General features: G+C 54.2%; 21 protein-coding genes. 14 read left to right on the forward strand and 7 right to left on the reverse strand.

The features are described 5' to 3' along the window. Window positions 1-151: 151 nt before the first annotated feature. Window positions 152-3,061, reverse strand: a complete 2,910-nt coding sequence (locus Dvar_RS12030; RefSeq protein ID WP_419661945.1) for a DEAD/DEAH box helicase — start codon at window positions 3,059-3,061, stop codon at window positions 152-154. 268 nt (window positions 3,062-3,329) lie between these two features. On the opposite strand from Dvar_RS12030, the gene Dvar_RS12035 reads away from it, so the two are divergent. The 3 genes from Dvar_RS12035 to asd all read left to right on the forward strand — a co-directional run bounded on the left by Dvar_RS12035 (window position 3,330) and on the right by asd (window position 6,297). Continuing rightward, complete coding sequence (locus tag Dvar_RS12035; protein ID WP_419661946.1) at window positions 3,330-3,998, forward strand: UbiX family flavin prenyltransferase; 669 nt, start codon at window positions 3,330-3,332, stop codon at window positions 3,996-3,998. A 129-nt stretch (window positions 3,999-4,127) separates the two neighbouring features. Continuing rightward, entirely contained in the window at window positions 4,128-4,952 is an 825-nt protein-coding gene (locus tag Dvar_RS12040; RefSeq protein ID WP_419661947.1) for an alpha/beta fold hydrolase, read from the forward strand. Between the two features lie 229 nt (window positions 4,953-5,181). After that, window positions 5,182-6,297 (forward strand): aspartate-semialdehyde dehydrogenase, encoded by a 1,116-nt coding sequence (gene asd, locus Dvar_RS12045; protein WP_419661948.1) that lies wholly within the window; start codon window positions 5,182-5,184, stop codon window positions 6,295-6,297. Between the two features lie 152 nt (window positions 6,298-6,449). Here asd and Dvar_RS12050 read toward each other — a convergent pair whose 3' ends face one another. Next, on the reverse strand, window positions 6,450-7,466 hold the full coding sequence (locus Dvar_RS12050; protein ID WP_419661949.1) for a hypothetical protein: 1,017 nt from the start codon (window positions 7,464-7,466) through the stop codon (window positions 6,450-6,452). 231 nt (window positions 7,467-7,697) lie between these two features. Between Dvar_RS12050 and Dvar_RS12055 the strand changes: the two genes are divergently transcribed. The 5 genes from Dvar_RS12055 to Dvar_RS12075 all read left to right on the forward strand — a co-directional run bounded on the left by Dvar_RS12055 (window position 7,698) and on the right by Dvar_RS12075 (window position 12,798). Further along, on the forward strand, window positions 7,698-8,237 hold the full coding sequence (locus Dvar_RS12055) for a hypothetical protein (RefSeq protein WP_419661950.1): 540 nt from the start codon (window positions 7,698-7,700) through the stop codon (window positions 8,235-8,237). Further along, window positions 8,227-9,816, forward strand: a complete 1,590-nt coding sequence (gene lnt, locus Dvar_RS12060) for an apolipoprotein N-acyltransferase (RefSeq protein WP_419661951.1) — start codon at window positions 8,227-8,229, stop codon at window positions 9,814-9,816. The genes Dvar_RS12055 and lnt overlap by 11 nt, the downstream gene beginning before the upstream one ends. Window positions 9,817-9,836: 20 nt before the next feature. Further along, a protein-coding gene (gene prfB, locus Dvar_RS12065) for a peptide chain release factor 2 (RefSeq protein ID WP_419661952.1) occupies window positions 9,837-10,935 on the forward strand; the annotation gives its coding sequence in 2 pieces (ribosomal slippage) (window positions 9,837-9,905 and window positions 9,907-10,935; 1,098 coding nt in all). Between the two features lie 160 nt (window positions 10,936-11,095). Further along, window positions 11,096-11,737 carry a thiamine phosphate synthase gene (thiE, locus tag Dvar_RS12070; protein WP_419661953.1) on the forward strand — a complete coding sequence of 214 codons (642 nt, stop codon included), beginning with the start codon at window positions 11,096-11,098 and terminating at the stop codon, window positions 11,735-11,737. A gap of 53 nt (window positions 11,738-11,790) precedes the next feature. Further along, window positions 11,791-12,798: a potassium channel family protein gene (locus tag Dvar_RS12075; protein ID WP_419661954.1), complete on the forward strand. Its 1,008-nt coding sequence runs from the start codon at window positions 11,791-11,793 to the stop codon at window positions 12,796-12,798. Here Dvar_RS12075 and Dvar_RS12080 read toward each other — a convergent pair. The 4 genes from Dvar_RS12080 to priA all read right to left on the reverse strand — a co-directional run bounded on the left by Dvar_RS12080 (window position 12,773) and on the right by priA (window position 18,556). Next, window positions 12,773-14,380 (reverse strand): SidJ-related pseudokinase, encoded by a 1,608-nt coding sequence (locus tag Dvar_RS12080; protein WP_419661955.1) that lies wholly within the window; start codon window positions 14,378-14,380, stop codon window positions 12,773-12,775. The two genes, Dvar_RS12075 and Dvar_RS12080, sit on opposite strands and share 26 nt — an antisense overlap. Before the next feature lie 94 nt (window positions 14,381-14,474). After that, complete coding sequence (locus tag Dvar_RS12085; protein ID WP_419661956.1) at window positions 14,475-15,113, reverse strand: HAD family hydrolase; 639 nt, start codon at window positions 15,111-15,113, stop codon at window positions 14,475-14,477. Window positions 15,114-15,205: 92 nt separating this feature from the next. Then, window positions 15,206-15,925, reverse strand: coding sequence for an OS_HP2 family (seleno)protein (locus Dvar_RS12090; RefSeq protein WP_419664105.1), 720 nt, complete (start codon window positions 15,923-15,925; stop codon window positions 15,206-15,208). A 150-nt stretch (window positions 15,926-16,075) separates the two neighbouring features. Then, complete coding sequence (gene priA, locus Dvar_RS12095; protein WP_419661957.1) at window positions 16,076-18,556, reverse strand: replication restart helicase PriA; 2,481 nt, start codon at window positions 18,554-18,556, stop codon at window positions 16,076-16,078. A 364-nt stretch (window positions 18,557-18,920) separates the two neighbouring features. Between priA and Dvar_RS12100 the strand changes: the two genes are divergently transcribed. The 5 genes from Dvar_RS12100 to Dvar_RS12120 all read left to right on the forward strand — a co-directional run bounded on the left by Dvar_RS12100 (window position 18,921) and on the right by Dvar_RS12120 (window position 22,580). Then, window positions 18,921-19,220, forward strand: coding sequence for a hypothetical protein (locus tag Dvar_RS12100; protein WP_419661958.1), 300 nt, complete (start codon window positions 18,921-18,923; stop codon window positions 19,218-19,220). 100 nt (window positions 19,221-19,320) lie between these two features. Continuing rightward, window positions 19,321-19,986 carry a uracil phosphoribosyltransferase gene (gene upp / locus Dvar_RS12105; protein ID WP_419661959.1) on the forward strand — a complete coding sequence of 222 codons (666 nt, stop codon included), beginning with the start codon at window positions 19,321-19,323 and terminating at the stop codon, window positions 19,984-19,986. Between the two features lie 118 nt (window positions 19,987-20,104). After that, entirely contained in the window at window positions 20,105-21,349 is a 1,245-nt protein-coding gene (locus Dvar_RS12110) for an MFS transporter (protein ID WP_419661960.1), read from the forward strand. Beyond that, entirely contained in the window at window positions 21,346-21,918 is a 573-nt protein-coding gene (locus Dvar_RS12115; RefSeq protein WP_419661961.1) for a cob(I)yrinic acid a,c-diamide adenosyltransferase, read from the forward strand. Before Dvar_RS12110 ends, Dvar_RS12115 begins: the two co-directional genes overlap by 4 nt. Then, a complete protein-coding gene (locus Dvar_RS12120) occupies window positions 21,906-22,580 on the forward strand; it encodes a ferredoxin--NADP reductase (RefSeq protein ID WP_419661962.1) in 675 nt (224 codons plus the stop codon). The genes Dvar_RS12115 and Dvar_RS12120 overlap by 13 nt, the downstream gene beginning before the upstream one ends. 88 nt (window positions 22,581-22,668) lie before the next feature. Here Dvar_RS12120 and Dvar_RS12125 read toward each other — a convergent pair whose 3' ends face one another. After that, window positions 22,669-24,198, reverse strand: a complete 1,530-nt coding sequence (locus Dvar_RS12125; RefSeq protein WP_419661963.1) for a sigma-54-dependent transcriptional regulator — start codon at window positions 24,196-24,198, stop codon at window positions 22,669-22,671. Between the two features lie 358 nt (window positions 24,199-24,556). Here Dvar_RS12125 and Dvar_RS12130 point away from each other — a divergent pair, with 358 nt between their 5' ends. After that, window positions 24,557-26,527, forward strand: coding sequence for an MFS transporter (locus Dvar_RS12130; protein ID WP_419661964.1), 1,971 nt, complete (start codon window positions 24,557-24,559; stop codon window positions 26,525-26,527).

Genomic DNA, 26,527 nt, shown 5'->3' on the forward strand with positions numbered 1-26,527 from the left:
CGGCAATTTGTTAGTAAACCATTAGCCGCTGCCATTTCAATAGGGCCTTGGTCTCAACGGCACCATCTTTGGTTTGTTAAGCTAAACAATTAATATGCGACCGATGATGGTGGATGTCAAAACCGTAACTGACACAACCCCCAAAATTCATTCAGGATAAAAATTCGAGCAGCTGCTTCCGGGTGAACGCTTTCAATAGACCCGGATCATCCTCACGAACGATATCGGCCATTAATCGGCGTTTTTTTTCGATGATGGCGGATATTTTTTCCTCAAGGGTGCCCAGGGTCACCAGTTTGAAGACCTGGACCCCGCGCTGTTGACCGATGCGATGAACGCGATCCGTGGCCTGGTCTTCCTTGGCCGCATTCCACCAGCGGTCATAATGAATCACCACCGACCCGGCCACCAGGTCGATACCGGTACCACCGGCCTTCAGGCTGCCCACAAATACCTGGCACGAGGGGTCGGTGTTGAACCGCTCAATCAGGCGGCCGCGATGCCGGCTGGCGCCGGTGAGCACCACATGACCGATCGCCTGGTCTTTCAGGTAATCGGCGATGATGGCGATCATTTCGGTAAACTGGCTGTAAACGACCACTTTTTGTCCTGACGCGAGGCTTTCACCAAGCAGTTCCTTGAACAATTCCCATTTGCCCGAATCTTCGCTGTCGGCGGCAACCGGTTGTTTGTCCACCATCGCCGGATGGTTGCAGATCTGCTTGAGCAGGGTGAGCAGGGCGAAAATGTGAATATAGGGAATCGCATCCGCTTCATTTGTCAGAGAGGCGATGATTCCTTGGGACCGGGCGGCAATGGCGTCCCGGTAAAGTTTGACCTGCCGGTCGGTGAGCTCACAATACCGGATATCCTCGATTTTTTCGGGCAGCTCTTCAAGCACCCGGCTTTTCAACCGCCGCAGGGTAAAAGGGTGGATCAGCCGCCGCAGGTGGGCGCGATTTTTCCCGCCGGCGCCGGTAGTTGCCGCGTCGTCCATGAAACGATGCTTGAAATCATCGCTGGATCCCAAATATCCAGGAACCACCACATCCATCAGGGCTTTTAGTTCCAGCACCGAATTTTCGATGGGCGTGCCGGACAGGCCGATCTTGATCGATGCCTGGATCCGGCGGGCGGCTGCGTAGGTTTTGGTGTCGGCGTTTTTGATCTGCTGCATTTCATCGAACACCGCCAGGGCAAAGTCAATGGCGTCGAGGCCATCGATATCCCTGAGCAGCAGGCCGTAGGACGTGACCAGCACATCGGTATCGGTGAGCGTAGCGGTCAGGTCCCGGCCTAAGCCATAATAGGCCTTGGCGGTCAGCGTTGGTGCGTGCTGCTTGATTTTGAGTGTCCAATGGCTGAGTACCGTGGTCGGACAGACCACAAGGATGGGCCGCGGTGGGTTTTCCTGCTTTTGGATGCAGGCCATCAGGGCCATCATCTGATGGGTTTTGCCCAGTCCCATGTCATCGCACAAAAGGCCGCCAAGACGGTTTTCCCACAGCCACCACAGCCATTTCAGACCGATTTTCTGGTAGTCGCGCAAGGTAGAGGCCAGCGATGGATCATCGGGCAGGGCGGATGGTTCCAGGTTGATCAGCCGCGACAGGGTGGCCGCATTGTCGTCCGTTCCGCTGATGGTTGGCAGGTCCGGTTGCAGGGCGGTGATCCGAAACAATTCCTGGCGGGACAATTTTACGGATTTGCCGTCCTTGCTGAATCGATCGGTGGGCAGATCTTCTGTCAGGGCGGCCAGGGTGTCCATGACCGGTGCATGGGTGTCCACCCAACCGTCGGTGGTGCCGATGTAGCGGTTCCCCGCCTTTCGTGTGCCAAGGATGTCGCTCAGCGATACGGTCTCGTCACCGAACCCGTAATCCATCGAGAGCCAGCACCAATCGCGGTCGATGGCACTCGGGGCCAGTTTCAGCGTGTTCCATTGTTTTAGCAGCTTCAGGCCTTTGACGTCCGGGTCGACCAGAAAGCCGTCGCTGGTCAGCGCCTCGCCGACGGTTTCAAGAAAACTGGGGATCTGGTATTTTTTAAAGGTCATGCGCCGGGGTGTTTCAAAGCGCCTTGATTTGCCGGGTTTTTCCAGTTCAGCGAGAATTTTCAGCTCAGGGATATACACCAGATCGCCATAGATAAATTTTTCCAGGTCTTCACGCGAAAAAAAACGGTCTTCACCCTGGTCCTGGATCACTTGAATGACGGGCAGGACATCCAGGTCGGTTTGGGTTTTCTGGCTGACGCGAAACAGGCTTTTCAGCGGAATGGGATGAACGGGCAGATCGTGCTGGTTGGGCAGGTGTTTTCCCAGGCAGGCCAGCAGCGCCTGGACCCGGCCTCTGGGGATGCGAATATGAAAGATGGCCTCGTTTTGGGAATTTTTACCGGTGACAATGAATTGCCCGGTCTTTTCGTCCACCGATGGCCTCAGTTGACAGCCGTCGACACCGAATTCCATGAAGCCGTGATAGGCCAGAAGGTACCACACGCTTTTTTCCAGTCCCTGGCGGCGGGACTGCATGTTGAGCGCGTGCAGCTGACGTTCCGCTTCGGTCATGGTCAACAGCTGCAGGCGCCGCAGTACTTCTGCGCGGTCGGGGATGACGTCCGTGTCCGGAGACGAGAAATGCCCCAGCCGTTCGGCCAGGCGGTTGCGGTCGGCATCGGTGGAAACATAGGTGATTGCGTTTACGCCGTCGGCCGTCTTGATCTCCAGGGTGGTGCGGGCCTTGTTTTGGATAAACTGCACCTGGGCTGAGTCTACGGTCAGGTGATTGCCCTGGTTCAGGGTTTCGGCCAGCGCGTACCAGAGGCTTCGGGTAAACCGGGCCGCAAGATCCGTGGACTGACGTGCCTTGCCGTTTGCGCCCAGGGACTGCATCAGGGCTTTGAGATGAATACAGGTCCGTTTGCTGGATTTCTGGCAGGTACAAAACTGCTGGCTGGGTTTGCCACCAACGAAAAAAGCCACACCTGGATGGCGATCCTCGGCAGCGGGCATGCGGGCCACGGCGTGGCGATGAAATTCCAGATATTGATCAATAGGCATGGGTGATAGTCCATTTTAAAGGGAAAGAAACTTTCTAACGTCGGCAGGCGGGTGCTGTCAAGGAATCTGGCGTTGTTCAAGAATCGTTATTGTGATCGAAAAGCCGACAACGACAACGAAAACGAAAACCCGGTGCGATGGATGTTATTTTTGCCACGTTCCCGCGAAGGAGCATGGGAACCAGTGAGAATCCATAAAAGCGTTTGACAAAAAAATGCCCTCTATGCCATGGGATGAGATAACCATCAGATGTTTTCGGCCGGTTTCCATGCAACCATCCATTTTGTTGCCATCCGCTGATTATTCATCGGTTATGTCCGGACGATGGCTGACCATAAATGCAAAGGACATGCTAATGGCGGATGCTTCCCATCCTTTAATTGTCGCCCTGACCGGGGCCAGCGGTGTGATTTATGGTGTGCGTACGCTGGAAGTCGTCAAATCGCTGGGTATCCCTGCGCACCTGATTATCAGCCAGGCGGCTGCGCTCACTCTTTCCATTGAGACGGATTACCGCCTTTCCCAGATCAAGGCACTGGCAACAACGGTTTACGAGGTTTCCGACATGGCCGCTGCCATTGCCAGCGGATCCTTTCCAACGCGGGGCATGCTCATCAGCCCATGCAGCATCAAGACCCTTTCTGCCGTGGCCCATGCGTTTGATCACAACTTGATTGTCCGGGCGGCCGATGTGTGCCTGAAGGAGCGCAGACCCTTGGTCCTGATGGTCAGGGAAACACCCCTGCATGCCGGTCATCTCGAACTCATGACCAAGGTGGCCAACCTGGGCGGAATTCTTCTGCCGCCGGTTCCCGCTTTTTACCACCAGCCCACCACCATTTCCGACATCATCGATCACAGTGTCGGCAAAGCCCTTGACCTTTTTGGGGTGGCCCACTCGCTTTACAAGCGCTGGAGCGGCCGGCAACGGGAATGATATCGATTTCCACCGCTGTTTGGTAATACTGCAAGTCAACGCTAAATTCTTCGAAAACAAAGTCCGTTGTGGTATAGAATTGGCCGTAATCCGCCAATTTTTCCTTTGCAAAAGGACGATGTCGACCCAATGCCTTATTTCCGAACCCAGGACGGGTGCAGTCTTTATTATGAAACCACGGGCGTCGAGCGCAGCCGTCCGGTGGTGGTCTTTTTAAACGGCACGTTGCAGACGACCATGTACTGGAAGGTGATGGCATCGTCGTTGAAACCTGGGTTTCGAACGCTGTTATACGATGCCCGGGGGCAGGGCGAAAGCGAGTTGGGAGCCATTCCGCTGAGCCTGGACCTGCATCTGGTCGATCTTACGGCGTTGATGCGGCATCTGGAGCTATCCAAGGTCAACCTGGTGGGATTGAGCCACGGTGCCCTCTTGGGGTATGCCATGGCCCGGCTGCATCCCCAACGGATTGATCGGTTGGTGCTTTGCTCTATCGGCACACGGGCATCAATACGATCGCGGCTGATTGTCAGGAGCTGGTTGAAGATTGCCGAAAGTGGCGGGTTGGCAGCCATGGTCGATGCAGCCATGCCCCATGTGTTTGGTGAAGCGTATCTGGCTGACCATCAAAAGCATCTGGACCGGATTGCCAAAACCATCGTCCGGCGCAACCGGGAAGCTTCCATTATCGCCCATTTGACTGCCTTGGGCCGATATCCCGGACTGCGGTCCATGCTGCAGCCCCTAAACCTGCCCCTGCTGGTGATGTGTGGCGCGGATGACCCCCTGGTATCGGCAAACGGGGCGGCCGAGGTCGCTGAAAAAAGCGGCGGACGACACCTGGTGGTCAAGGCGGCCGGGCATTCCATTCCCGCAGAGGCACCGGAACTGTTTCTGAAAACCATCCGCCGTTTTCTGGGTGATCGATTCTCGGAGATGCCCGAAGGGTTTTAAGCATTTTATCCCCGCAAACTGGATGAACTCGTAAAAAGCCTCATCTTGGACCGATTCAGCGTTTTTAAACAGGTGCCAAGGGAAAACCCCTTGACAATCCAACGGCAGCCCCATTATTGAAATTTAAAGTAAAAAAGCGAATTTGTTGACACGTATGGATCCCGAACACAGGATGATTCGTCCTGTTGATCGATACGAAACGGTAATGTTTGAAAGGAGATCGAAAAAAATGATCAGCGTAGGCATCGTCGGATGGCGCGGTATGGTGGGATCGGTCCTGATGGACCGCATGATGGCGGAGAACGATTTTAAAGATTGCAACCCATTTTTTTTCTCCACCTCCCAGACCGGTAAGACCGGTCCGGATATTGGCCGGGGCCCCGAGACGGTGTTGGATGCGAAGGATCTGGACGCGTTGGCCGACATGGCGGTGATTGTGTCATGCCAGGGGGGCAGCTATACGGAGAGCATTCATCCGGCCCTGAGGGAGCGCGGATGGACGGGATATTGGATCGATGCCGCATCCACGCTGAGAATGAAAGCAAACAGCATCATCGTCCTGGACCCGGTCAATCGCCAGGTGATTGACCAGGCGCTGGAGGATGGCATCAAGGATTACATTGGCGGTAACTGCACGGTTTCCCTGATGCTCATGGCCATTGGCGGGCTTTTTGAAAAAAACTGGGTGCAGTGGTTGACATCCATGACCTACCAGAGCGCGTCGGGTGCCGGCGCCAACAATATGCGCGAGCTGGTCACACAGATGGGCCTTTTGGGGGATGGGGCCAAAGCCCAGCTGGCCGATCCGGCGTCCTCCATTTTAGACATCGATCGGCAGATTTCCGCTACACTGGCCGGGCCGGATTTTCCCATCGATTATTTTGGCGCTCCCCTGGCCGCCAGCCTGATCCCCTGGATCGATCGTCCCATGGAAAACGGGCAGACCCGGGAGGAATGGAAAGGACTGGTGGAGACCAACAAGATCCTGGGGCGCGGCCAAAATCCCATTCCCATCGACGGGCAGTGCGTTCGTGTGGGGGCCATGCGGTGCCATAGCCAGGCCTTGACCATCAAGCTGACCCAAGACATTCCCCTTGAGGATATCCAGGAAACCATCGCATCGGCCAATGCGTGGGTGAAGGTCGTGCGCAATGAAAAAGACCCAACACTGGCCAGCTTAAGTCCCGCAGCCGTTTCCGGAACGCTCAGCGTGCCCGTGGGGCGTATCCGCAAAATGATCATAGGGCCTGAATATCTCACCGTTTTTACCGTTGGGGACCAACTACTGTGGGGGGCGGCTGAACCGTTGCGACGAATGCTTAAAATTGTTCTCACCCGTTTGTAAAGAAAATACGTATTTTACATACGTATAAAATCATTGTTTTACGAGTGTTGTATTTTGAATCGCTTAGCGTTAATGTACGTCAAATGGGTGAGTTCTTTTGACTTTGGCTCCGCTAACGTATTGCGTTGGTGGAGCCTTTTTTATAGCCATCGTCAAAATTGATAAGAAAGCCCGACATCGAAGGTAAACGATTGCCAGTTGACCTCATTGAGTCGGGTCTCGCTGACACTGCCATCGGCATGAAAGACACGATCCAGACCGGCGTCAGTGGTCATGTCCACCATATGCATACCGAAACGAATCCCCCAGTGGCGATGAGTATGAAACTGCAGCATTGTTCCCAGCATCACCCCTTTGCCGTCGGCATCGTGGGAAAAGCTGACCGGATGCTGTAAATCGCTGCGCAAGTTCCAATCGGCCTCAGCTGAGTAGTCCACCCAATGATATTCACCGGTGAAAAGGACCTTCAAGCAGCGAAACGGCCCCTTTTGAAAGGGGGTGGAAAACTCCAGCTCCACGCCGACCCAGGGGCCCTTCCAGCGGGTTTGATAATGACTATCCAACCCTTCAATGGGGCCTGTTGATATGTCGGCCAGTGGTGTTGTCGCTATGACCTGGTACCCATCAACGATATTGAAATCCTGCTCGGCCATGGCGTACCCCAGCATCGGGCAAAGGACAACCGTGGATTCCAGAAAAGAAAAGCGCGGGCCGATGCCCAGGGACCCGTCCCAGACGTCTTTGCCGTCGACGCTGTTGATGGAGCGGGAGAATTCCTGGGTACGGTTGTCGCCACTATAATCGGAGTCCTGATTATCTCCGGAGGCAACCACACCATAGTCGAGCTGTCCTTTTAGATAAATCCAGTTTTTGATTGTCGTGCGATTGTCCAATTTCAGCTGATAAATCGTGACGCCTGACCAACTGAGCTCGGAAAGCACATTGGGATTGGCGCCCTCGGTGTTGCCGGCAATATTCCAGCTCAAATTGTCAAGCCGGTAGCCAGCGGAAAGGGTAAAGGTGCTTGTGGCCCAGCGTGCCATGACATTTCCCGTTTTGCCGTCTGTAGACGCGGACATTGGCTGTGCGTGCGGGGCTTGAGAAAAAGCAGGGGGGACGATGATAAAAATCAGCAAACCAAACACCAAGGACATGACCATGTTTCGCATGAACCGTTTCTTCCTCTATTTTAGTCAGCAGCAGATGCAGCGTCAGTGTTCGCGTTAAATTTGTCCGAAGCTATTGGTGAATCAGCGCAAGTAGGATCGTAATCTCATGAAATCGAATAAATTACAAGCCACTAACGCGAATTCCGCCGCTTGACTTGCCGGCATCGCAGATTTAATGTAAAACATTTTTCTGGTAGTGAATTCCCGCTTGATAATCAAGGAAAACAATGTATGACCGACACCGATACAATCGAATCCCCCGTTGCCCGGGCGGGTGAACACCTATTTCAATATGCCATTGACCGGGATGAAATGAAATTGATCCTCGATGCACTGCCACTTCCCGTGCCTGAAAAGCGGGTGGCCTTGGAGTATGAAATTCAATTGCTGCGCATCATCTCGGTGGGGTGGGCGATTACCTATCACCTGGCCGACAACAGCCTGAAAACACCGTTGGGACAGCAATACTGGGAAAATGTCAGGTCATTTTCCTCGACGCTGTCGACGTCCGCATCCCTTACCACCGGAGCGGACATTGACTATTTCGATATCATCAAACAGCGTCTCGAGTTGTATGTCAACGCGTTGGATGCCGCCGGGAAAATATCCGAACCGGCCATGGCCATTGGACCGGCTTTTGCCCAGGCGTGCGGGGACAAGGACGATGCCTGCGCGGTTCTGGCCGGCAGCAAAATGTTCCAGGTGGCCGTCAATGCCGTGCGAGAGTACCTGGATGAGGCCCTAACGCAGCAGGATCACCGTGACGACTGAACTGAAAACCAGATGGTTGCCGGCTGCTGCAAGTGGCCTGTTGCTCACGGCGGCGTTCCCCAAACTGGGCTTGTCCGTGCTCGCCTGGGTGGCGTTTGTGCCGTTGTTCATCGCCTTGGGCAACCTTAGTCCTCAAAAAGCCTTTCGTACCGGGTTGATTGCCGGCATGGTGCATTATTTGACCCTGCTGTATTGGGTGGTTATCACCATGCGCACCTATGGGTATCTGCCCTGGTGGCAATGCATCGGTCTGTTGGTGTTGCTATCCACCTATCTGGGGCTTTATCCGGCCTTTTTTGCCATGCTGATCGTCCGCTTTTGCCGAAAACCCGGGCGATTGCTCCTGCTGGCGCCGATTTGCTGGGTGGCCCTTGAGTATGTGCGCTGTTTTTTACTTACCGGATTTCCCTGGGGGACCCTTGGATATTCCCAGTTTAATCGGTTGCATATCATACAGATCTCAGATATGTTCGGCGTATATGGGATCTCGTTTCTGATCGTGCTTTTCAACGCCGGCGTTTATGTGACAATTCTGCGACTGGCCAAGTGGCAATGGCACGGCCAAGACGTAAGTCCGCGCGACCTGATCCTGGCGGTCATGTTGCCGGTGACGCTGGTCGGTCTTGTGCTGATATACGGAAACAGGCGTATCCACACCGTGGACGCGCGCATGACCAAAGCACCGTCAACCCGCGTGGCCGTGGTTCAGGGCAATATCGATCAAGCCCGCAAATGGGATCCGGTGTTTCAGATCAGCACCACAAAGAAATACCTGGATCTAACGCTATCGGCGGCCACCCACCAACCGGATTTGATCGTCTGGCCGGAAACGGCAACACCGTTTTATTTTGGTGCCAGCCCAAAGCTCACCCGCCTGGTTACGGAGACCGTCCAACAGACCGGTGCCTACCTGCTCGTGGGCAGCGTCAGTGCTCAAGGGACGGCAGATCGGCGTGCCATCTACAACAGTGCCTATATGGTGTCTCCCGATGGGCATGCCACGGGGCGCTATGACAAGGTCCATCTGGTACCGTTTGGCGAGTATGTACCCTTGAAACGGCTACTTTCCTTTGTCGGTAAGATGGTGGCGCAGGTGGGTGACTTTTCCAGTGGGAACAAGGGGCAAACGCTGGCCTGGGGGGACGCCACTCCGCCGATCGGGGTGCAGATATGCTTTGAGATTATTTTCCCGGGACTCTCCCGGGCCCTGGCGAAAAATGGTGCCGGGATGTTGGTCAACCTGACCAATGATGCCTGGTTCGATAGAAGCAGCGCTGCCTATCAGCATTTTGCCATGACCGTTTTTAGGGCGGTGGAGAACCGGCGTGTGCTGGTGCGTTGTGCCAATACAGGGATCAGTGGATTTATCGATCCTGTGGGCCGAATCATAGCGCAATCGGGCTTGTTTGAAGATGCGGTCATCCAAAAGCAAGTCCCCGTATTAAAACAGACCACCCTTTACACACGCATGGGGGATGTGCTGCCCTTGCTTTGTCTGATCGGAATGGGGGCAATGATCGGGCGCGCCATGGTGAAAAAACGAAGCCCTTCGGATTTTACAAAAAGGCCTATCGGCTGATTGATAAGAGGAGACCAACCATGAGTACCGAACCCAAACAACTGCTCAAGGAAAACCAACAAAAGCTTGCCCAGCTTAAGGAGTATCTTTGACCTGGCCAGCCAGGAAGAAAGGCTCCAGGAAATCGAGGCGGAAATTGCCCGGGACGGGTTTTGGGACAACCCTGACGGCACCACCGCGATTTTAAAAGAACGTACGATTTTAAGCACGCGGATCGACACGTTTCACACCCTCGAAAAGGACATTGAGGAAGCCGGCATTATGCTGGAGCTGGCCATCGAAGAGGCGGATGCCGATACCCTGGCCGAAGTCACCGGTCAGATTCGCGGGTTGGGACGTCGGATGCACCAGTTTTCATTGAATATGATGCTGGACGGCGATGACGATCAGAATAATGCCATTATTTCCATCAATGCCGGCGCCGGCGGCACCGAGGCCCAGGATTGGGCCGAGATGCTTTTTCGCATGTATATGCGATGGGTTGAAAGTAAAAAGTTCAAGGCCAGTATTGTCGATTTTCAGCCCGGTGATGAAGCCGGTATCAAAAGTGTGACCTTTACTGCGAGTGGCGCCTTTGCTTATGGCTACCTGAAATCGGAAAGCGGTGTCCATCGGCTGGTCAGAATTTCTCCATTCAATGCCAGCGGCAAACGTCATACCTCTTTTGCCTCGGTTTTTGTTTATCCGGAACTGGATAACGAGATTGAAATCGATGTGGATGACAAGGACCTGCGCATCGATGTGTTCCGCGCCAGCGGCGCCGGTGGCCAGCACGTCAACAAGACCAGCAGTGCCGTGCGCATCACTCATCTGCCCACCGGTATTGTGGTGCAATGCCAGCAGGAAAAATCCCAGCACCGCAACAAGGATATGGCCATGAAGGTGCTCAAGGCCAGACTTTACGAGGCGGAAAAACGCAAGCAGGACGAGCGGCTGCAGGAGATCCACGACGGCAAGGACGATATCGCCTGGGGCAGCCAGATTCGTTCCTATGTGCTGCATCCCTACCAGATGGTCAAGGATCACCGCATCGGACTGGATGTGGGCAATGTTAACAGTGTGCTGGATGGGGACATTGATGTCTTTATCGAAGGGGTACTGTTGTCGAGAAAGTCATAATGCATTCATGCGCCCATTAATGGCCGGCATGAAAAAACAATTGGCGAAATTACGGCCACTCTTGCCCGTTATGGATCGTCCATGATGGATCGTTTTCTTTCGTTGCACCGGTTGTTCACCGAGGTGCCTAATTCTTCATCATCCAATTGAAAAGGGAGTCATGAATCCGGATAATATTCGCGATGTCCTGCGATTTTATTTTATTACCGATGATGCGGCGGGGGGAATGCTCCCCTTGGCGCAGGCCCGCGTGGCCATTGATGCCGGAGCTACCGTCATTCAGTATCGCCATAAATCCTTCTGTCTTGATTCCTATGAGGAAGTCGCGGCGATCCGCCGACTCTGCCGGGAACGGCGGGTTCCTTTTTTAGTCAACGATAATATTCTGTTGGCTAAGGCCGTCGATGCCGACGGTGTTCATGTGGGGCAGGACGATGCACCGCCGTGGCAGGCACGGCAGATCATGGGGGCCGAGGCCATCATTGGGGTGTCGATTTCCACCATGTCGGAATTGGAGCATACGGATCTGGCCGCTTGCGATTACATCGGTATGGGGCCGGTTTTTTCCACCGATACCAAAACCGATGCCAAGCCGGTGCAAGGTCTCACAGGTCTGAGGGATATCGTGAATCTGTCTCCGGTTCCAGTGGTGGCCATCGGTGGCATTGATTCTGACAATGCAGCCGATTGTATTGCCCACGGTGCGGCCGGGGTGGCGGTCATCAGTTGCATCACGCGTGCTGCTGATCCGGTTCGCGCAGCCCAGACCCTGGCGGCGGCGTGTGGGCTTGGCACCCGTTGATACATGACGGATTAGACCCAATTATTTAGAACAGACACGCAGAGACTTCTCGTATGGGAATCCGAAGACGGCTATTGTTTGCCATTGTTATCCTTAGCAGCGTCATGCTGATGGGCAGCAGCGGGTATTACCTTATTTTCGAAGGCCGGTCCAGCTACCTTGACTGCTTGTATATGACCGTTATCTCATTGACCACTGTGGGCTATGGTGAGGTGCTGGGCATTACCGGTAATGCCGGGGCCCAGATTTTCACCATGCTGCTGATCGTTTTTGGCATGGGAATTATTCTATACTGTATCAGTACGTTAACTGCGATGCTGATCGAAGGCGAACTGACCGGCATGCTCCGGAGAAGAAAAATGGAAAAAAAAATCAATGCCCTGACCGGCCATTACATCGTTTGTGGCGGTGGTGAAACCGGGTTTCCCCTGGCGGTTGAACTGGTGACCAGCAAAGCCAGTGTGGTTCTGGTTGATAACGATAACCGGGTGATCGATGAGGCCCGACAGGTCAAGGGGTTGTATCACGTTCACGGTGATGCCACCGATGACAAGAATCTGATCGCCGCCGGCATTGAACGGGCCACGGGGATTACCATTTGTCTGCCGTCGGACAATGACAACCTGTATATTACCATGACCGCGCGGATGCTCAACGCCAAAGCGCGCATCATCAGCCGTATGACCAACAGCCGCCTCAAGCCCAAACTGCTCAAGGCCGGCGCTACGTCGGTGGTGTCGCCCAACTCCATTGGTGCCTTGCGCATGGCTTCCGAGATGCTCCGGCCGGCAGCGGTGGAATTTCTCGATAACCTCCTGCGCAGCGAGCGCGGTGAGCTGCGTATCCACCAGGTCGCCGTCAGCAGTGGCTCTCCTTTAGTGGGCAAGCCGATTCTCCAGTCCGGGCTTCGCGATCAGTTCAATCTGCTGCTGTTGGGGGTTCGTTTTAAAAACGGTGAATTCGAATACCGCCCACCCAGTTCCTTTGTCATGGAAGCGGGCATGACCCTGATTGTACTAGGCGACATTGAGAATATCAATAGGGCGCGGGAAATGCTCTAACGCCATTTTGAGCCATATAACGCCCGGCAATGCACACCGCCGACATGGCGGCCACGGCTTCGACCAGTTCCGGCAGTGAGATCTGGCGGTTGAAGTCGCCCAGGTGAGGGCCGCTGGTGATGAGAATATCGCTTTGACCGGGCTGCATCCCTTCTATTGATTGCGCGTCGTATCCCTTTTGCCTGAGGAACGCATGGAACTGGGCTGGTGTCATGTGCTGCTGGTCAACGCGGCGCAAAAGTTCGCTCATATATCGGTCCACCCCCATTTCTTCGATCATACGCGCAACAAGGCGATGGTGATCGATGGGCAGGCCCGCTGTTGGGGAGGACGTACCGCAAAATCCCGCATAGTAGTTGTCGAAGATTCCATGGATCATCCTTGCCAGCAAGCTGGGATCAAACAGGTCACGGGCATCCACCGGCCGGCCGTCTGCGTCCAGACCCCGCCGGCAGCCATCCTGGCTGCGAAAATAACTGCCGGCCACCAGCAGTAAACTGAAGAAATGGCTGCCGATATGCCGGTACAGCAAACGGCTTGTACCTTCAAAGGAAATAAGATGCTCAAAGTCTCTCAGCCCGGATAATCCCAGGTTGGGAAACGCGCAGGAATCGAGCCACTGATCCAGACGGCCGGCCCGAAACCACTGGTAGCGTCCCTGATCGTCACGGCGCAGTCGTTGGGTGCGATTGTGGAAAAGGGGGATCGGTGCATCGTGAATGATTCCCTTAGCAGCCAGAAATCCCATCAAATAGGCATTGCGGCTCAGTATTTCCAGGGCGGTCTCGCCGCTTACGCGGTGATCGTTCGGATAAACAAAATAATCCTTTTGCGTGACAAATACGATTGCCAATTCCTGGGGGTGCCTGGCAATCGTGCCAGGTGGCTTTATGGGCAGCTGGGTAAGACGAACGACGGGCTCTGTGTTAAACGTAAGGGGCGCAGGAATGTGGAAACGCCGGTCCACGTCATATATGGGGTGCTGGAGGGCTTCCATCCAGCGGATTTCCTGGCTGAGATCGGCAGCACAGTCATCTGTTTTGGCCAGTTTGGCGACCAGTAGACGATTGTTTGGCGATGTCTGTGCCACCAGGCTCCTGCCAATAAAACGGAAATCGCCAATCAGGCGCAGTCCGTGGGCCCGGGCCAGATCATCCAGGGTGACGGATGGGGGGCTGGCAATATCAATATCTGGCATCCGTGGCCCCTTGACCACCAGTGGCAGACTGCCCAGGGCTTCGGCCACACCACGGTGCGCACTGCCATGGGTTTGGCTCAGCAGCCCCTCCATCGTGGCCAGGGCGGCCTGCCCCATGCCATTGCCGGCTGGTCGGACGATCATGTCACTGATTACTTTTGCCGCTTCGCGGAAAAGGAAGTAGCTTTGGCGCACCCGGTGGAATTGGTCTGATTGCAAAAGGGTGGTAACGGCGGCAATGGTCTGCCGGTCCAGGACGTGGGGTGTTTTTTTGAGCAGTCGCCGCAGATCGGTGACCGCATGATATTTGGCGATAAAGTCGAAATTGGAATCGACAAGGGCGTTCTCGGCCTGCTGCTTTAGGGTGGTTGGATAGGCGGACATGGTTTAATGCGTTAAACGGTAAGCCGCTGGATGTCGACCGAAAGTGGGATGCGGGCATCCAGGCAAACAAAACGGTTCGGGTGGGTGATAATTCTCATGCTCTTTTTTCCGTATGACCATTTAGCAAACCAATAATTTCAGACAACCGCTGGATGTGGTGATCAGCGGCAAGCGCTGGGTTGCGGTAGGCCACGAAGCACGTGCCGGCGGCGATGGCCGCTATTTCGTCAACTTTGGAATCACCGATGTACATGACTTCTTCCGGGCGTACCGCAAAATGATTGGCCACTTTGTTGAGAGATTCCGGGTGGGGTTTGGGATGCTGTACGTCCAGGGCACAGACCACCAGGTCGAAAAGGTGATCAATGTGGTTGTCGGTCAGCACACGGGCCATGGTATCGGTACGGTTGGTGGCCACGGCGGTCTTATAGCTTGGGCGCAGACGTTCCAGCAGTGGTACCAGCCCGGGTTCCATCTGCATGTATTTCATGAAGGGCAAATAGCCGAGTTGTTTACGATAGACATGAGCTGCTTCGCGAGTGGCTTCATCCTGGAACAGATGGGCCAGTGATTCGTCCACCGTGTGCATGTGCACATAGGCAAACTGCTCGGGTGTCATGGGCGGTAAGTCAAAACGTTCCAACAGATGATTGTAATAGGCCTGGTTGGCCTGACTGGAGTCGAACATGACACCATCGCAGTCAAAGGCAATGACTTTTAGGGGATTGTCCAACAGATGGTCTCCTTATTAAAAAAGCACCGGCAAAAGGATTGTCGATGCTTTTTGGCCTTATCATGGGTGTGCCTCACCCTTCAAGGGGGGGGCTACCCATTGGTTGCTTTTTTTTGAAGTGGTGCGCCTGGGGCATTTTTCGATGCCGGTTTGGTTGCATAAATCTGGCCGTAGACCCGTACCGTAATGATGGGTTTGACCGTGCTGTCCGTTGTCAGGACCAAGCTGTCCGTATAGCGACCGGTTGCTGTTTTGCGGTTTTCGACAGTCAGAACATAGCCATCGCCATCGGCTTTGTTAAGCTCTTTGAGGTCAAAAGCGATGTCTTTTCCGTTACGCGCACGCACGTCGATTATTTTAAACGGATAATCCTTTTCCCGCATGATGGTGATCGTTTTTTTAATGTCGGTTCCCACTTCACCAACCAGTCGTGCAAACGTCGGTTTTAAAGAGGCAAACTGAACGACATTGCCGGTCATGCTGAGCGTGATCCGACCTTTGGCCGGGTCGTTGGTGAAAACATCGATACTTTTTTTCAGTGTCCTGCCACCATAACCGGATGTGTTGACCTTGATGCTGATTTTCCCCTCGCCGCCGGCGGGGATTTGCCTCGGATAGGAGGCCACCGAGCACCCTCAACCGGTTTTGACGCGGCTGATTTCAAGCACCCCTTTGCCGGTATTTTTGACGGCAAAATTATGGGTTACCACTGTGCCGTCAACAACTTTTTCAAACTCATAGGTCACTTGAGGGAACACGGCATCGGGCGGGGTGTCGGTTGACATGTCCGCGGCAACCAGTGCCTGCCCCATGCTCCCCAAAAGGAAAAACACCATCAAAACGAAAAGACCAAGATATTTCATTGTTGTACTCCTGCTTGTAAGGAAAACGCCGGTATTCGGCGGCTTCCCAGTTGATCGACGTTGGCGATAGTTTTAAGCCTCACGTCCCGAACTGTCAAGCTACATCAGGAAAAAAGGATCCACATCCACGATGACCCTGACATGACGTTTGCCGAACGCGCTGCCGGCTCCGCCGTTCAGCTGTCTGACGAATCGGTGAAGCCTGCCGGTATCGGCACTTTTAACAATGATCTGCCAGCGAAACTGGCCGGCGATCCGTGCAATCGGCGCTTCGATGGGGCCCATCACCTCAACGGTACCTTTATATGGCCCTCCCGCAATCAGCAGTTCGCGGCAACGATCGCCCAAGCGTTGGGCCTGGTCGGCCGTTTGCTGCGCATCCTTACCGGAGATGCGCAGGGCGATCATGCGGGTCAACGGCGGATATCCCAAGGATTTGCGAAAACCGATTTCACGATCGAAAAAGGCCAAGAAATCCTGATCCTTGGCGGCCAGAATGCTGAAATGATCGGGATTGAAAGTCTGCAGAATCACTTTTCCCGGTTGATCTCCGCGACCGGCGCGCCCCGCGACCTGGGCCAATAGCTGAAACGTCTGTTCACCCGCCCGAAAGTCGGGGAAATTCAGGCTCAGGTCGGCACATATCACACCAACGAGTGTAATGCCTGGAAAATCATGGCCCTTGACCACCATCTGGGTCCCCACCAGAATGTCAATGTGTCGATGCTTCAGATCCTTGAGCAGTTTGACGATGGACCCCTTCCGGGTCATGGTGTCCCGATCCATCCGGGCCACCCGGGCATCGGGAAACAACTGCATCAAGGTTTCTTGTATTTTTTCGGTTCCCATGCCCAAAAGCTTGATTTTTTTTGCGCCGCAAGTGGGGCAGGCGGATGTTGCGGGCTTGGAAAAGCCGCAATAATGACAGCGAAAGGCATTGATTTTTTTGTGCAGGGTCAGGGAAATATCACAGTTTTTACAGCGCAAGGGCTGCCCGCAATCGGTGCAGATGGGAAAGGCGGCAAACCCCCGTCGATTAAGAAAGATCAGTGCCTGATTGCCGGCGTCGAGGGTTTGTTGCAGTGCATTTTGTAGCGGTAATGTAATATAACGCCGGATGCCGCGGTCGTCCCGGCCCTGGGAAAGATCAACGGTCTGGATGGCCGGCAAAGGCTTGTCGTTGACTCGCCGATGGAGTGTGGCCGCCCCATACTTGCCGATGGTCACATTATACCAGGACTGAATCGACGGCGTGGCCGACCCCAAAACGACCAGGGCACCATGCTGGCGGGCGCGAACCACGGCCAGGTCTCTGGCATTGTAAGTCAACCCGCCTTCCTGTTTATAGGCGGTGTCGTGTTCCTCATCCACGATGATCAGTCCCACCTGGGCAAAGGGTGCGAAAATGCACGATCGTGCACCAATGGCCACACGCGTTTTGCCGCTGACGATGCGCTGCCACTGATCGTATCTTTCTCCCTGGGACAGTCCGCTGTGCAGCACGGCCACGGTGTCACCAAAACGGGCACGGAAACGGCGTTCAGTCTGGGAAATCAGTGCGATTTCAGGCACCAGGACCACCGTGTTGAGTCCCAAGTCCAGGGCTGCCTGGGTAATCTGCAGATACACCTCGGTTTTTCCGCTGCCGGTAACGCCGGCAAGCACGATGGTGCCAAATCCCTTGCCCAGTCGAGGGGTAATGGTTTCAAGCGCATGAGCCTGTTCCGTGGTGAGGTCTGGGGGGGTATCCGCCTCAATGGGGTCGCCAAAGGGATCGCGATACACGGCTTTTTCGTAGGAGCTTACCAGGCCGGCTTTTTCCATGGCCCGGATCAGCGACGGGGCGGTACGGATATGAGATTTCAGCGTCGCCACACTTTGATCCCCTTTGCTATGCAGAAGATCCAGAATGGTCTGGCGCTGGGCTGAGATTCGCTTGGACGGTGGGGCCGTATCATTGACCGTTACCCAACGGATGGTTTTGGGCCGAATCCGTCCCCCTTTGATCTGGCGGTCCACAAGAATCCACCCCCGTTTTTGCATCTGATGAATCAGGGCCCATGAAAAGGGTTGGCCGATCCTTTTTTGCAGTTGCTTGGTGGTGGCGGTGCCTTTGGCCAATGCTTGGAGGATGCGGGCTTCCAGGGGGGCAAGCGATGCGGTGGTGATGGCCTGGATGCCGGCCTGACTCACGGTCAACAGGGTCACATCGAAAAGATTGAGCCCGGCGGGCAGCGCCGTAGTGATCACCTGTCCCAGCGGGTACATATAATAGCTGGCGATCCATTCGAAAAAGGGGAGCATGGATTCGGGAAACAGGGCCTGATCATCGAGTACGTCCAGAATATGCTTGATTTCAGGCGGGGTCGAATCGTGTGCCGGACCAATCAGATAGCCGGTGACCGATCGTCTGCCAAAGGGCACCAGGACGCGTTTTCCGACACCGGCTTGCGCAGCAAGGTGCGCCGGAATGCTGTAGCTGTAAATATCATGAACCGGTAGGGCCACAGCCACGGCCATCATTTGACGAGAGCGTGTGATTTGATTATCCTTGACAGTTAGTAGACCATCTTTTAGCATGAATTTCATGGTGTTGTGAACGATCGACATCGTGGCTGGTGCAGATGAAAAGCATTATAACGCTGGTATGCGATGGTTTCAACCTTATCTGTTTTCAGTTCAGAAACAGACAACAAATGGTCGATATCAGCCTTTGGGATCATTTGCCAATGGGCATTATCTGGGTTGGCCATGTTCCAATTTTCTGCTAATAACACGAAACACGATTTTAAAAATAGGATTCTGGATCTATAGTAAAGCGAGGCTGATGCCGATATTGACTGATAAGGCACTTTTAAAACGGGATCTAAAATTTAAATGCTTATCCGTATCCAAGCATTGGGTGCGGAGACATAGCCACCCAAAACTCAAGGAGGAAACGGATATGAACGGGACTTTTAAACGTATTGTCGTCCTGGTCACTACATTCGTGCTGATTATGGTTCCCTGCACGACTTGCTTTGCTCAGGAGATTGAACGGGACGATGCCGTGATTGCCGGACAAATGGCTGGAGACGCACTGGTTGCCAGACCTTTGGGGCTTTGTGCAACGGTGATTGGCAGCGCCTTGTTCATCGTATCGCTGCCATTTTCTCTTTTAGGGGGAAACACGGGCGATGCTTTCAACTATTTGATGGCAGACCCATTTAAGTTTACCTTTACCAGACCGCTGGGCGACTTTTAGCGCCTGTTTGAAATACCCTATGTGGATACGCCTGCCAGGTTTGAACACGGCTGCAAAGAAAACTGCTTTCCTAGTGAATCCAATTTAAACATTGCTCACGATGCCCGGCACCTTTTGCCGGGTACGAGAAGGAGGTTGCGTGCCCGTCCATCTTGTCGAACATCCGCTGATCCGGCATAAACTCGGTCTGATGCGGATACATGATGTTTCCACCAAGCAGTTTAGAGAATTGGCCAATGAATTGGCCACATTGTTGACCTACGAAGCCACCAAGGACCTGGAAACTGAAACCGTTACCATCAAGGGATGGGCCGGTGATGTGGCGGTTGAGCATATCAAAGGGAAGAAGATTACCGTCGTGCCAATCCTTCGCGCCGGCCTGGGCATGATGGATGGCGTGCTCAACCTGATTCCATCCGCCAAGGTAAGCGTTGTGGGGCTTTATCGAAATGAGGAAACCCTGGAACCCGTGCGTTATTATGTGAAAATGACCGGCAACATGCAAGAGCGGATTGCTTTGATCCTGGATCCCATGCTGGCCACAGGCGGTACATTGGTGGCCACCATCGACCTGCTCAAGGAATCCGGTTGCCAGCAAATCCGGGGTCTGTTTCTGGTCGCCGCCCCCGAGGGGCTCAGACGACTTGAAAAAGCGCACCCGGATGTTGACGTTTATGTGGCCTCCATCGATGAGAAATTAAACGATATCGGATATATCCTGCCAGGTTTGGGGGATGCTGGCGATAAAATTTTCGGCACCAAGTAATCGAAAAAAAAGAAAAACGCCGCCACCGATATGTAAGACGCACCCGATGGTCAGCCATCGGGTGCGTTTCTTTTTTTTAAAAGAGTCTGTTTGATAAATCCGTCTAAGGGGCATCCCATTGTCATTCACGACCACATTGCGCGTATTTCTCCCCTTTGCCGCCGGCTATTTTCTCTCTTATCTGTATCGGGTGGTCAATGCAGTCATTGCGCCGGATTTAATCGGCGATCTGAATATCGGTCCCTCGGCACTGGGGCTGTTGACCTCCACTTACTTTATTGCCTTTGCCTCTTCCCAATTGCCATTGGGCGTGTTACTGGATCGGTTCGGTGCCCGGCGGGTGGAGGCGTTTTTGTTGCTTTTCGCCGGACTGGGTGCATATTTGTTTGCCTGTTCGAGCAGTTTGACCGGCCTGGTGGTGGGGCGGGCCTTCATCGGATTCGGCGTGTCAGCCTGCCTGATGGCCGCGTTCAAGGCTTATACCCTGTGGTTCGCCAAAGCGCGTTGGCCGCTGGTCAACGGTTTCCAGATGGCTGCCGGCGGCCTTGGGGCCCTGGCTGCAACGGCCCCGGTCGAGGCGGTGTTGCAGATCACCGATTGGCGCGGCGTGTTTATGGCCCTTTGCGTTCTCACCGTGTCGGTTGCCGTGATTGTTTTTCTCATTGTTCCGGAAAAGCCGGCCAGCCAATCGACGGAGTCTTTCAAGGATCAGTTGCAAGGGGTGAAGACCGTTTTCACCAGCTTGGATTTCTGGCGGGTCGCGCCGTTGACCACCTTGTCCCAGGCCTCGTTTCTTTCCATTCAGGGCTTGTGGGCCGGGCCATGGCTTAAAGACGTGGCCGGATTGGATCGGACCGGTGTGGCCGGTGTCCTGTTATGGGTTGCCGTGGCGATGATCGCCGGGTTCATTTTGCTGGGGAGTCTGGCCGATCGCCTGAGTCGGTCGGGGGTCAGTGTGTTGACCACCGCGGTAACCGGCATGGGCCTTTTCATGATGATTTTGCTGCTGATATTGGTTTTGCCGGAAATTCAGGCACGGCCATTGTGGATGATTTTCGGTTTTTTGGGGACATCAGGCATTTTGTCCTACGCCGCCCTTTCCCAGCAGTTTCCTGTTCGGCTGGCCGGCCGGGTCAACACGGCTGTCAATTTGCTGGTATTTGTGGCGGCCTTTGCGGGGCAGTGGGCCATGGGCGCCATTATCGAGCTCTGGCCTGTGGCTGCCGACGGCCGATGTGCCCTGGTGGGCTATCGCGCGGGGTTCGGGATGATGCTCGGGCTGCAGGCGCTCAGCCTGGTTTGGTTTTTTGCTGCCAGCCGAATGGTGAGAAAAAAGGATCACAATAAAAGGAGACGTGCATGAAAATTTACACCGGTACCGGGGACCGGGGCAAGACCAGCCTGTTCAGTGGGGAACGGGTGCTCAAAAGCATCCCGCGTATCGCGGCCTATGGTGATCTGGACGAGCTTAATTCCGTGATGGGATCGGTGGCGGCGGCCATGAATGATGATCATCAGGCGCAAAAAGAGGAAATCCAGGCTATTCAGGGCCGTCTGCTGTCTGTTGGGGCATGGTTGGCAACCACTCCCGGATCGGCTTCCACCCGATTTCTGCAACCCTTTACGGAAGCGCCGGCAAAGCAGTTGGAATCGGCCATTGACCGGATGAATGAATCACTGCCGGAACTCAAACAGTTTGTTTTACCCGGTGGGCACCTGTCCGCGTGTCTGGCCCATATGGCGCGATGTGTGTGCCGGCGAACGGAGCGCCGTGTGATTGCGCTGGTTGAAGCGGAAGACGGTTCAGTAGGCCCCACGGAAACCATGCAGCATATTCTGGTTTTTCTCAACCGGCTTTCCGATTATCTGTTTGTCATGGCGCGCTACTGCAACCATCTGCACGGGCAAGAGGACGTGCTGTGGAACGGATAATTGATCGAGACCGTCTGGCCAGCGCCTTGGTCGCCACCCATGCGATTGCACCCAACATCCTCGAGGTGAGCATGCAGCGACCGGCCGGATTTTCATTTCTCCCCGGCCAGTTTGTGCGCTTTATCATGGACGGTTATCAGCGGGACTACACCCTTGTCTCCCATCCGGATGACGACACCATTGTTTTTTGTATGGCCCTGATCAAAGGCGGGCGATTTTCCAATACCATCGTCAAGGCAAGGGCAGGAGACCGGTTTCAATTCTCCGGCCCCCACGGCCACTTCATATTCCAAAGCGCGGCCCACCAACCGGTGTTTGTGGCCACGGGCACAGGGGTGGCCCCGTTCGTGGCGTTCTGCCGCAGCGGTGTGAACAGCGCGCTTTTACTTCATGGTGTGCCCAACCCGGACCAGTTGATTTGCCGGCATTTGCTGGAGCCTTGCCTGAATACCTATGTTGCCTGTGTCAGCAGAGCTTTCGATGCAAGCGGCCGCCTGAAAAGGGCCTTTGCTGGGCGGGTCACGGCCTACCTGGAAACGATGCTGAAACCGGATGCCTATGATTTTTACCTGTGCGGCCAACGGGCCATGATCAAAGATGTGACCGCCCTGATTGACGACCGTTTTGGTGGATCACGGGTGTTTATCGAGAATTTTGACTAAATAGTGTCCATCCAGAAATAGGAAAATTTGGCTGAGATCAAGGCGCACGAAAAATTTAACCACAGGCATATGGATGATATTCCGAGGATTAAATTTTTCGCGCAACGCCGATATCGGGCAAATTGGCCATTTCTGGATGGGCACTAAATAATTGTCTGCCGGTGTCAATGTGTTTCTTCGCAGTCCGCCGATCCAAACCGGCCATGCGAGCCACCGCTTCAATGGTGCCGTGGGATTGATACAGGCAATAGCAATATCCCGCCACCAGCGTCTTTAGATCAAGTGTTTGACTTTCCAGACCGTTTTTAAGTGTGGACAGCAGATCCTTTGCGGGTTGCGTGGCCAGCGGTGAATACGATTGTTTGAGCAGAATTCGCCGCACACACTGCTCAAGCTCGCGTACATTTCCCGGCCATGGATAATCGCTGCCGGGCGTTCGAGAAATCTGTTTGTTGACCAGCGCCACCAGTTCGCTGGATGGTTCGCCCACAATTCGCTCGATCACAACCGCTATCAGATCTTCCAATTCAGCCGCATCTTCCCCAAGGCGTTGCCTCAGGGGGGGAACGATAATGATATCGGAACACAACCGGTAATAAAAATCCTCTCGCAATGTTTGCCCGCCGATCAATTGCTCGGCGGGCCGGTTGGTTGCGGCGATGACCCGCCCCCTGAACGGGCGCGGGCGATGATCACCCACGCGTTTGAAGAAACGGTCCTGAATGACTTGCAGCAGCTTGATCTGAATGGGTTCGCCAACCTCACCGATTTCATCCAAGAAAATCGCACCATGGGGACTGCAGCGGTCGAATAGGCCTTCATAATCGTCAACCGCGCCGGTGAAGGCGCCCTTGCGATGGCCGAACAATTCCGATTCAATCAGTGTCTCCGGAAATTGAGAAAGGTTGAGGGCAATAAAGCAGCGGGTGAAGCTTTCCGTAAAACAGCCCTTTTTTTCATCAACAGGGATGAACCCCGAGCGGCCAATGGCCATGGCCGCCGTGCCCTTGCCGCTACCGGTTTCCCCGAGCAGCATGGTTGAAAAATCTTCCATCCGGCTCCACAAAAAGCGGTGATACAAGCCCATGTTGTGAGTAAAAACATTGTTCCACAGGTCTTCCCGTAGACGGCGCATGCTGTCGCTACGTCCTTTGAGATTCTTGTCGATAAAAAAAAACGCCCGCCGGAGCTGATAGCACATGGCCACATAACGCCTGGCCATGGGCCGGTCAAACCCCCAGCCGCACAGCTCATCAATGGCTTTACTGACAAACGGCGCCGGCAAGGATTGTTCCCCCGCCTGTAATTGGTCGAGAATGAGCCTGTCAAAGTGATCCGTATAGCGATGAAACAGATCGAAGAGAAAGGAACTGGTCAATAGTTCCTGGTCGTTTGGATCGTATTGATTGATCGACGCCCGCCCCTGGCGTTCAAGTCTGTCGATATGCTGGTGCACCCGGGCCAGCGTGGTTTCGAATTCACCGTCGCCGCTGGTTCCTGGAAAAAGACCGGCAATCTCGTTGTCCTTTTGCCTTCGAAGGTCACTGAAGGGATTGGCATAAACGGCCTCATGGACCAGTTGAAAGAAGCAGCGTTCGGATGATGATAAATGATTCATGAAACACGTCTCAGCTTTTGGCACGATCGGTTTGAAGCGCGGCTGGGTTTCCCAGACCGACGGCAAAGCAATGGTTTGCATCATTTTCAGTTGTCGATTTGTAAGTGTACAAATTATGAATAGCACATAGTCAAAAAATGATCAACGCATCACCAGGGTCAAACGGCATAAGATCATTGAAAAATGATAAATCGCTATTGATTTCGGATGATAATCTAAATGAACACACATCGGCACGGGTTTTGTTAAGGTATTGCCCAGGACAAACCGCGGTAAACCCAATTGTTGACTGACGGATCAGACGTCAAAAAAGTGCGTCACAAGGTGCTTGAAAAAGCTTTCCCGAAAGGATTACAAGATGTCGAAGCAAGACCTGGCTTTTGAAAACCACTTTGCCCAACCAAGTATCACAGTATCCCACGACACATCGCCCGCCCAGCCAAATGCCAATCCGCAAGGGATATTGCGGCTGTTCTCCACGAGCCGGTTTGCACCGTTTTTCTGGACGCAGTTTTTGGGCGCGTTCAACGACAACGTGTTTAAAAATGCCCTGATGCTGATCATTGCGTTTCAGACCAGCCAACAGCTATCAATGGCCCCTGATATGGTTGTTAATCTGGCGGCCGGATTATTTATCCTGCCCTTTTTTCTCTTTTCCGCCATGGCCGGCCAAATGGCCGATAAAATGGAGAAATCGTTTCTCACCCGCACGATCAAGTTCATGGAAATCCTGATTATGACCGGTGCTGCAATTGCTCTCTGGATGGACAGCCTTTTTTTCTTGCTGGCCCTTTTGTTTCTCATGGGCACCCAGAGCGCATTTTTTGGCCCGGTCAAATACAGCATCATGCCCGAGCATTTGAAAGAGACCGAAATCGTTGGCGGCAATGCCCTAGTGGAGATGGGAACCTTTCTGGCCATTTTACTGGGGACCTTGTGCGGCGGCCTGCTGGTTCAAATGCAAGAGGGACCGATGATCACAGGCGGCGTTCTGGTCGCGGTTGCCATCGGCGGCTGGATCGCCAGCCGGGGGATTCCGGTCACAGGCATTGCCGCGCCGGGATTGACCATTCGGTGGAATGTTTTGCGTGAGACCCTGCGTACCATCGGTTTTGCACGTCGGGAGCGATCGGTTTTTCTATCGATACTCGGCATTTCCTGGTTTTGGTTGCTGGGCGCTGCCTACCTGACCCAGCTGCCCAATTTCACCCGGCAGGTGCTGGGGGGCGGGGAAGGGGTGGTCACCTTGCTGTTGACCCTTTTCTCCATTGGCGTCGGAGGGGGATCACTGCTGTGCGAGCGGCTGTCCCATAAAAAGGTTGAATTGGGACTGGTCCCGTTGGGCTCCATTGGATTGAGCATATTCGGGTTTGATCTGTTTTGGAGCTGCCGGTTGCCTGATGTCCATGGCCTGATGTCAGTGGCGGCATTCTTGAAAGCATCGGGCAGCCTGCGGCTGATGCTGGATTTCGTGATGATCGGTGTGTGCGGGGGGGTATACATTGTCCCTTTGTACGCCATGGTTCAGATGCGCACCCGCACGCATGAGCGGGCCCGGGTTATCGCCGCCAACAATATTATCAACGCCCTGTTCATGGTCATTGCGGCTGTTTTGGGGGCTGTCGCGCTGGGGGCTATGGGGATGTCCATTCCGGCTTTTTTTCTTGCTCTGGCACTATCCAATGCCGCTGTTGCGGTATATATCTATTCACTGGTACCTGAATTTGCCATACGTTTTCTGGTATGGATGATTACCCATACCATGTACCGCTTCCGTCATCAGGATCTCGACCGTATTCCGGCCACCGGCGCCGCTGTATTGGTCTGTAACCACGTCAGCTACATGGACGCGTTGCTGATCATCGGTGCCTGCCGCCGGCCGGTTCGGTTTGTGATGCTCGAGTCCATTTATCACATGCCGGTACTGAATTTTGTCTTTCGGGCGGCAGGGGCCATTCCCATCGACTCTCATCGATCCAATCCAGCTGGATTGAAAAAAGCCTTCAAAGCCATTGCATCGACTTTGGATAAAGGCGAAGTGGTTTGTATTTTTCCGGAAGGCCACCTGACCCTGGACGGCCATGTGGATGTCTTCAGGCCCGGAATCGAGCGCATCGTCAAACAAAATCCCGTACCCGTGATACCCCTGGCGTTAAAAGGGCTCTGGGGCAGTTTTTTCAGCCACAAGAACGGCAAGGCCATGGCCAGGTGTCCGCAACGGTTTTGGTCTCATGTTCAGCTATTGGCAGGGTGGCCGGTTAGCCCGGAGCGGGTAACCGCCGAAGGCCTGCGCCATGCAGTCTTGGACTTGCACGGGGATCGACCGTGA

The sequence above is a fragment of the Desulfosarcina variabilis str. Montpellier genome (genome assembly GCF_048565275.1).
GTDB classification, from domain to species: domain Bacteria; phylum Desulfobacterota; class Desulfobacteria; order Desulfobacterales; family Desulfosarcinaceae; genus Desulfosarcina; species Desulfosarcina variabilis.

Excerpts from the sequence above, each read along its gene's own strand:
- Dvar_RS12035 (WP_419661946.1), top strand. The coding sequence starts at position 3,330 with ATGCAACCATCCATTTTGTTGCCATCCGCTGATTATTCATCGGTTATG.
- thiE (WP_419661953.1), top strand. The coding sequence starts at position 11,096 with ATGAATCCGGATAATATTCGCGATGTCCTGCGATTTTATTTTATTACC.
- Dvar_RS12100 (WP_419661958.1), top strand. The coding sequence starts at position 18,921 with ATGAACGGGACTTTTAAACGTATTGTCGTCCTGGTCACTACATTCGTG.
- Dvar_RS12055 (WP_419661950.1), top strand. The coding sequence starts at position 7,698 with ATGACCGACACCGATACAATCGAATCCCCCGTTGCCCGGGCGGGTGAA.
- priA (WP_419661957.1), bottom strand. The coding sequence starts at position 18,556 with ATGCTAAAAGATGGTCTACTAACTGTCAAGGATAATCAAATCACACGC.
- Dvar_RS12075 (WP_419661954.1), top strand. The coding sequence starts at position 11,791 with ATGGGAATCCGAAGACGGCTATTGTTTGCCATTGTTATCCTTAGCAGC.
- upp (WP_419661959.1), top strand. The coding sequence starts at position 19,321 with ATGCCCGGCACCTTTTGCCGGGTACGAGAAGGAGGTTGCGTGCCCGTC.
- Dvar_RS12125 (WP_419661963.1), bottom strand. The coding sequence starts at position 24,198 with ATGAATCATTTATCATCATCCGAACGCTGCTTCTTTCAACTGGTCCAT.
- Dvar_RS12080 (WP_419661955.1), bottom strand. The coding sequence starts at position 14,380 with ATGTCCGCCTATCCAACCACCCTAAAGCAGCAGGCCGAGAACGCCCTT.
- Dvar_RS12030 (WP_419661945.1), bottom strand. The coding sequence starts at position 3,061 with ATGCCTATTGATCAATATCTGGAATTTCATCGCCACGCCGTGGCCCGC.
- asd (WP_419661948.1), top strand. The coding sequence starts at position 5,182 with ATGATCAGCGTAGGCATCGTCGGATGGCGCGGTATGGTGGGATCGGTC.
- Dvar_RS12115 (WP_419661961.1), top strand. The coding sequence starts at position 21,346 with ATGAAAATTTACACCGGTACCGGGGACCGGGGCAAGACCAGCCTGTTC.
- Dvar_RS12050 (WP_419661949.1), bottom strand. The coding sequence starts at position 7,466 with ATGCGAAACATGGTCATGTCCTTGGTGTTTGGTTTGCTGATTTTTATC.
- Dvar_RS12040 (WP_419661947.1), top strand. The coding sequence starts at position 4,128 with ATGCCTTATTTCCGAACCCAGGACGGGTGCAGTCTTTATTATGAAACC.
- Dvar_RS12130 (WP_419661964.1), top strand. The coding sequence starts at position 24,557 with ATGTCGAAGCAAGACCTGGCTTTTGAAAACCACTTTGCCCAACCAAGT.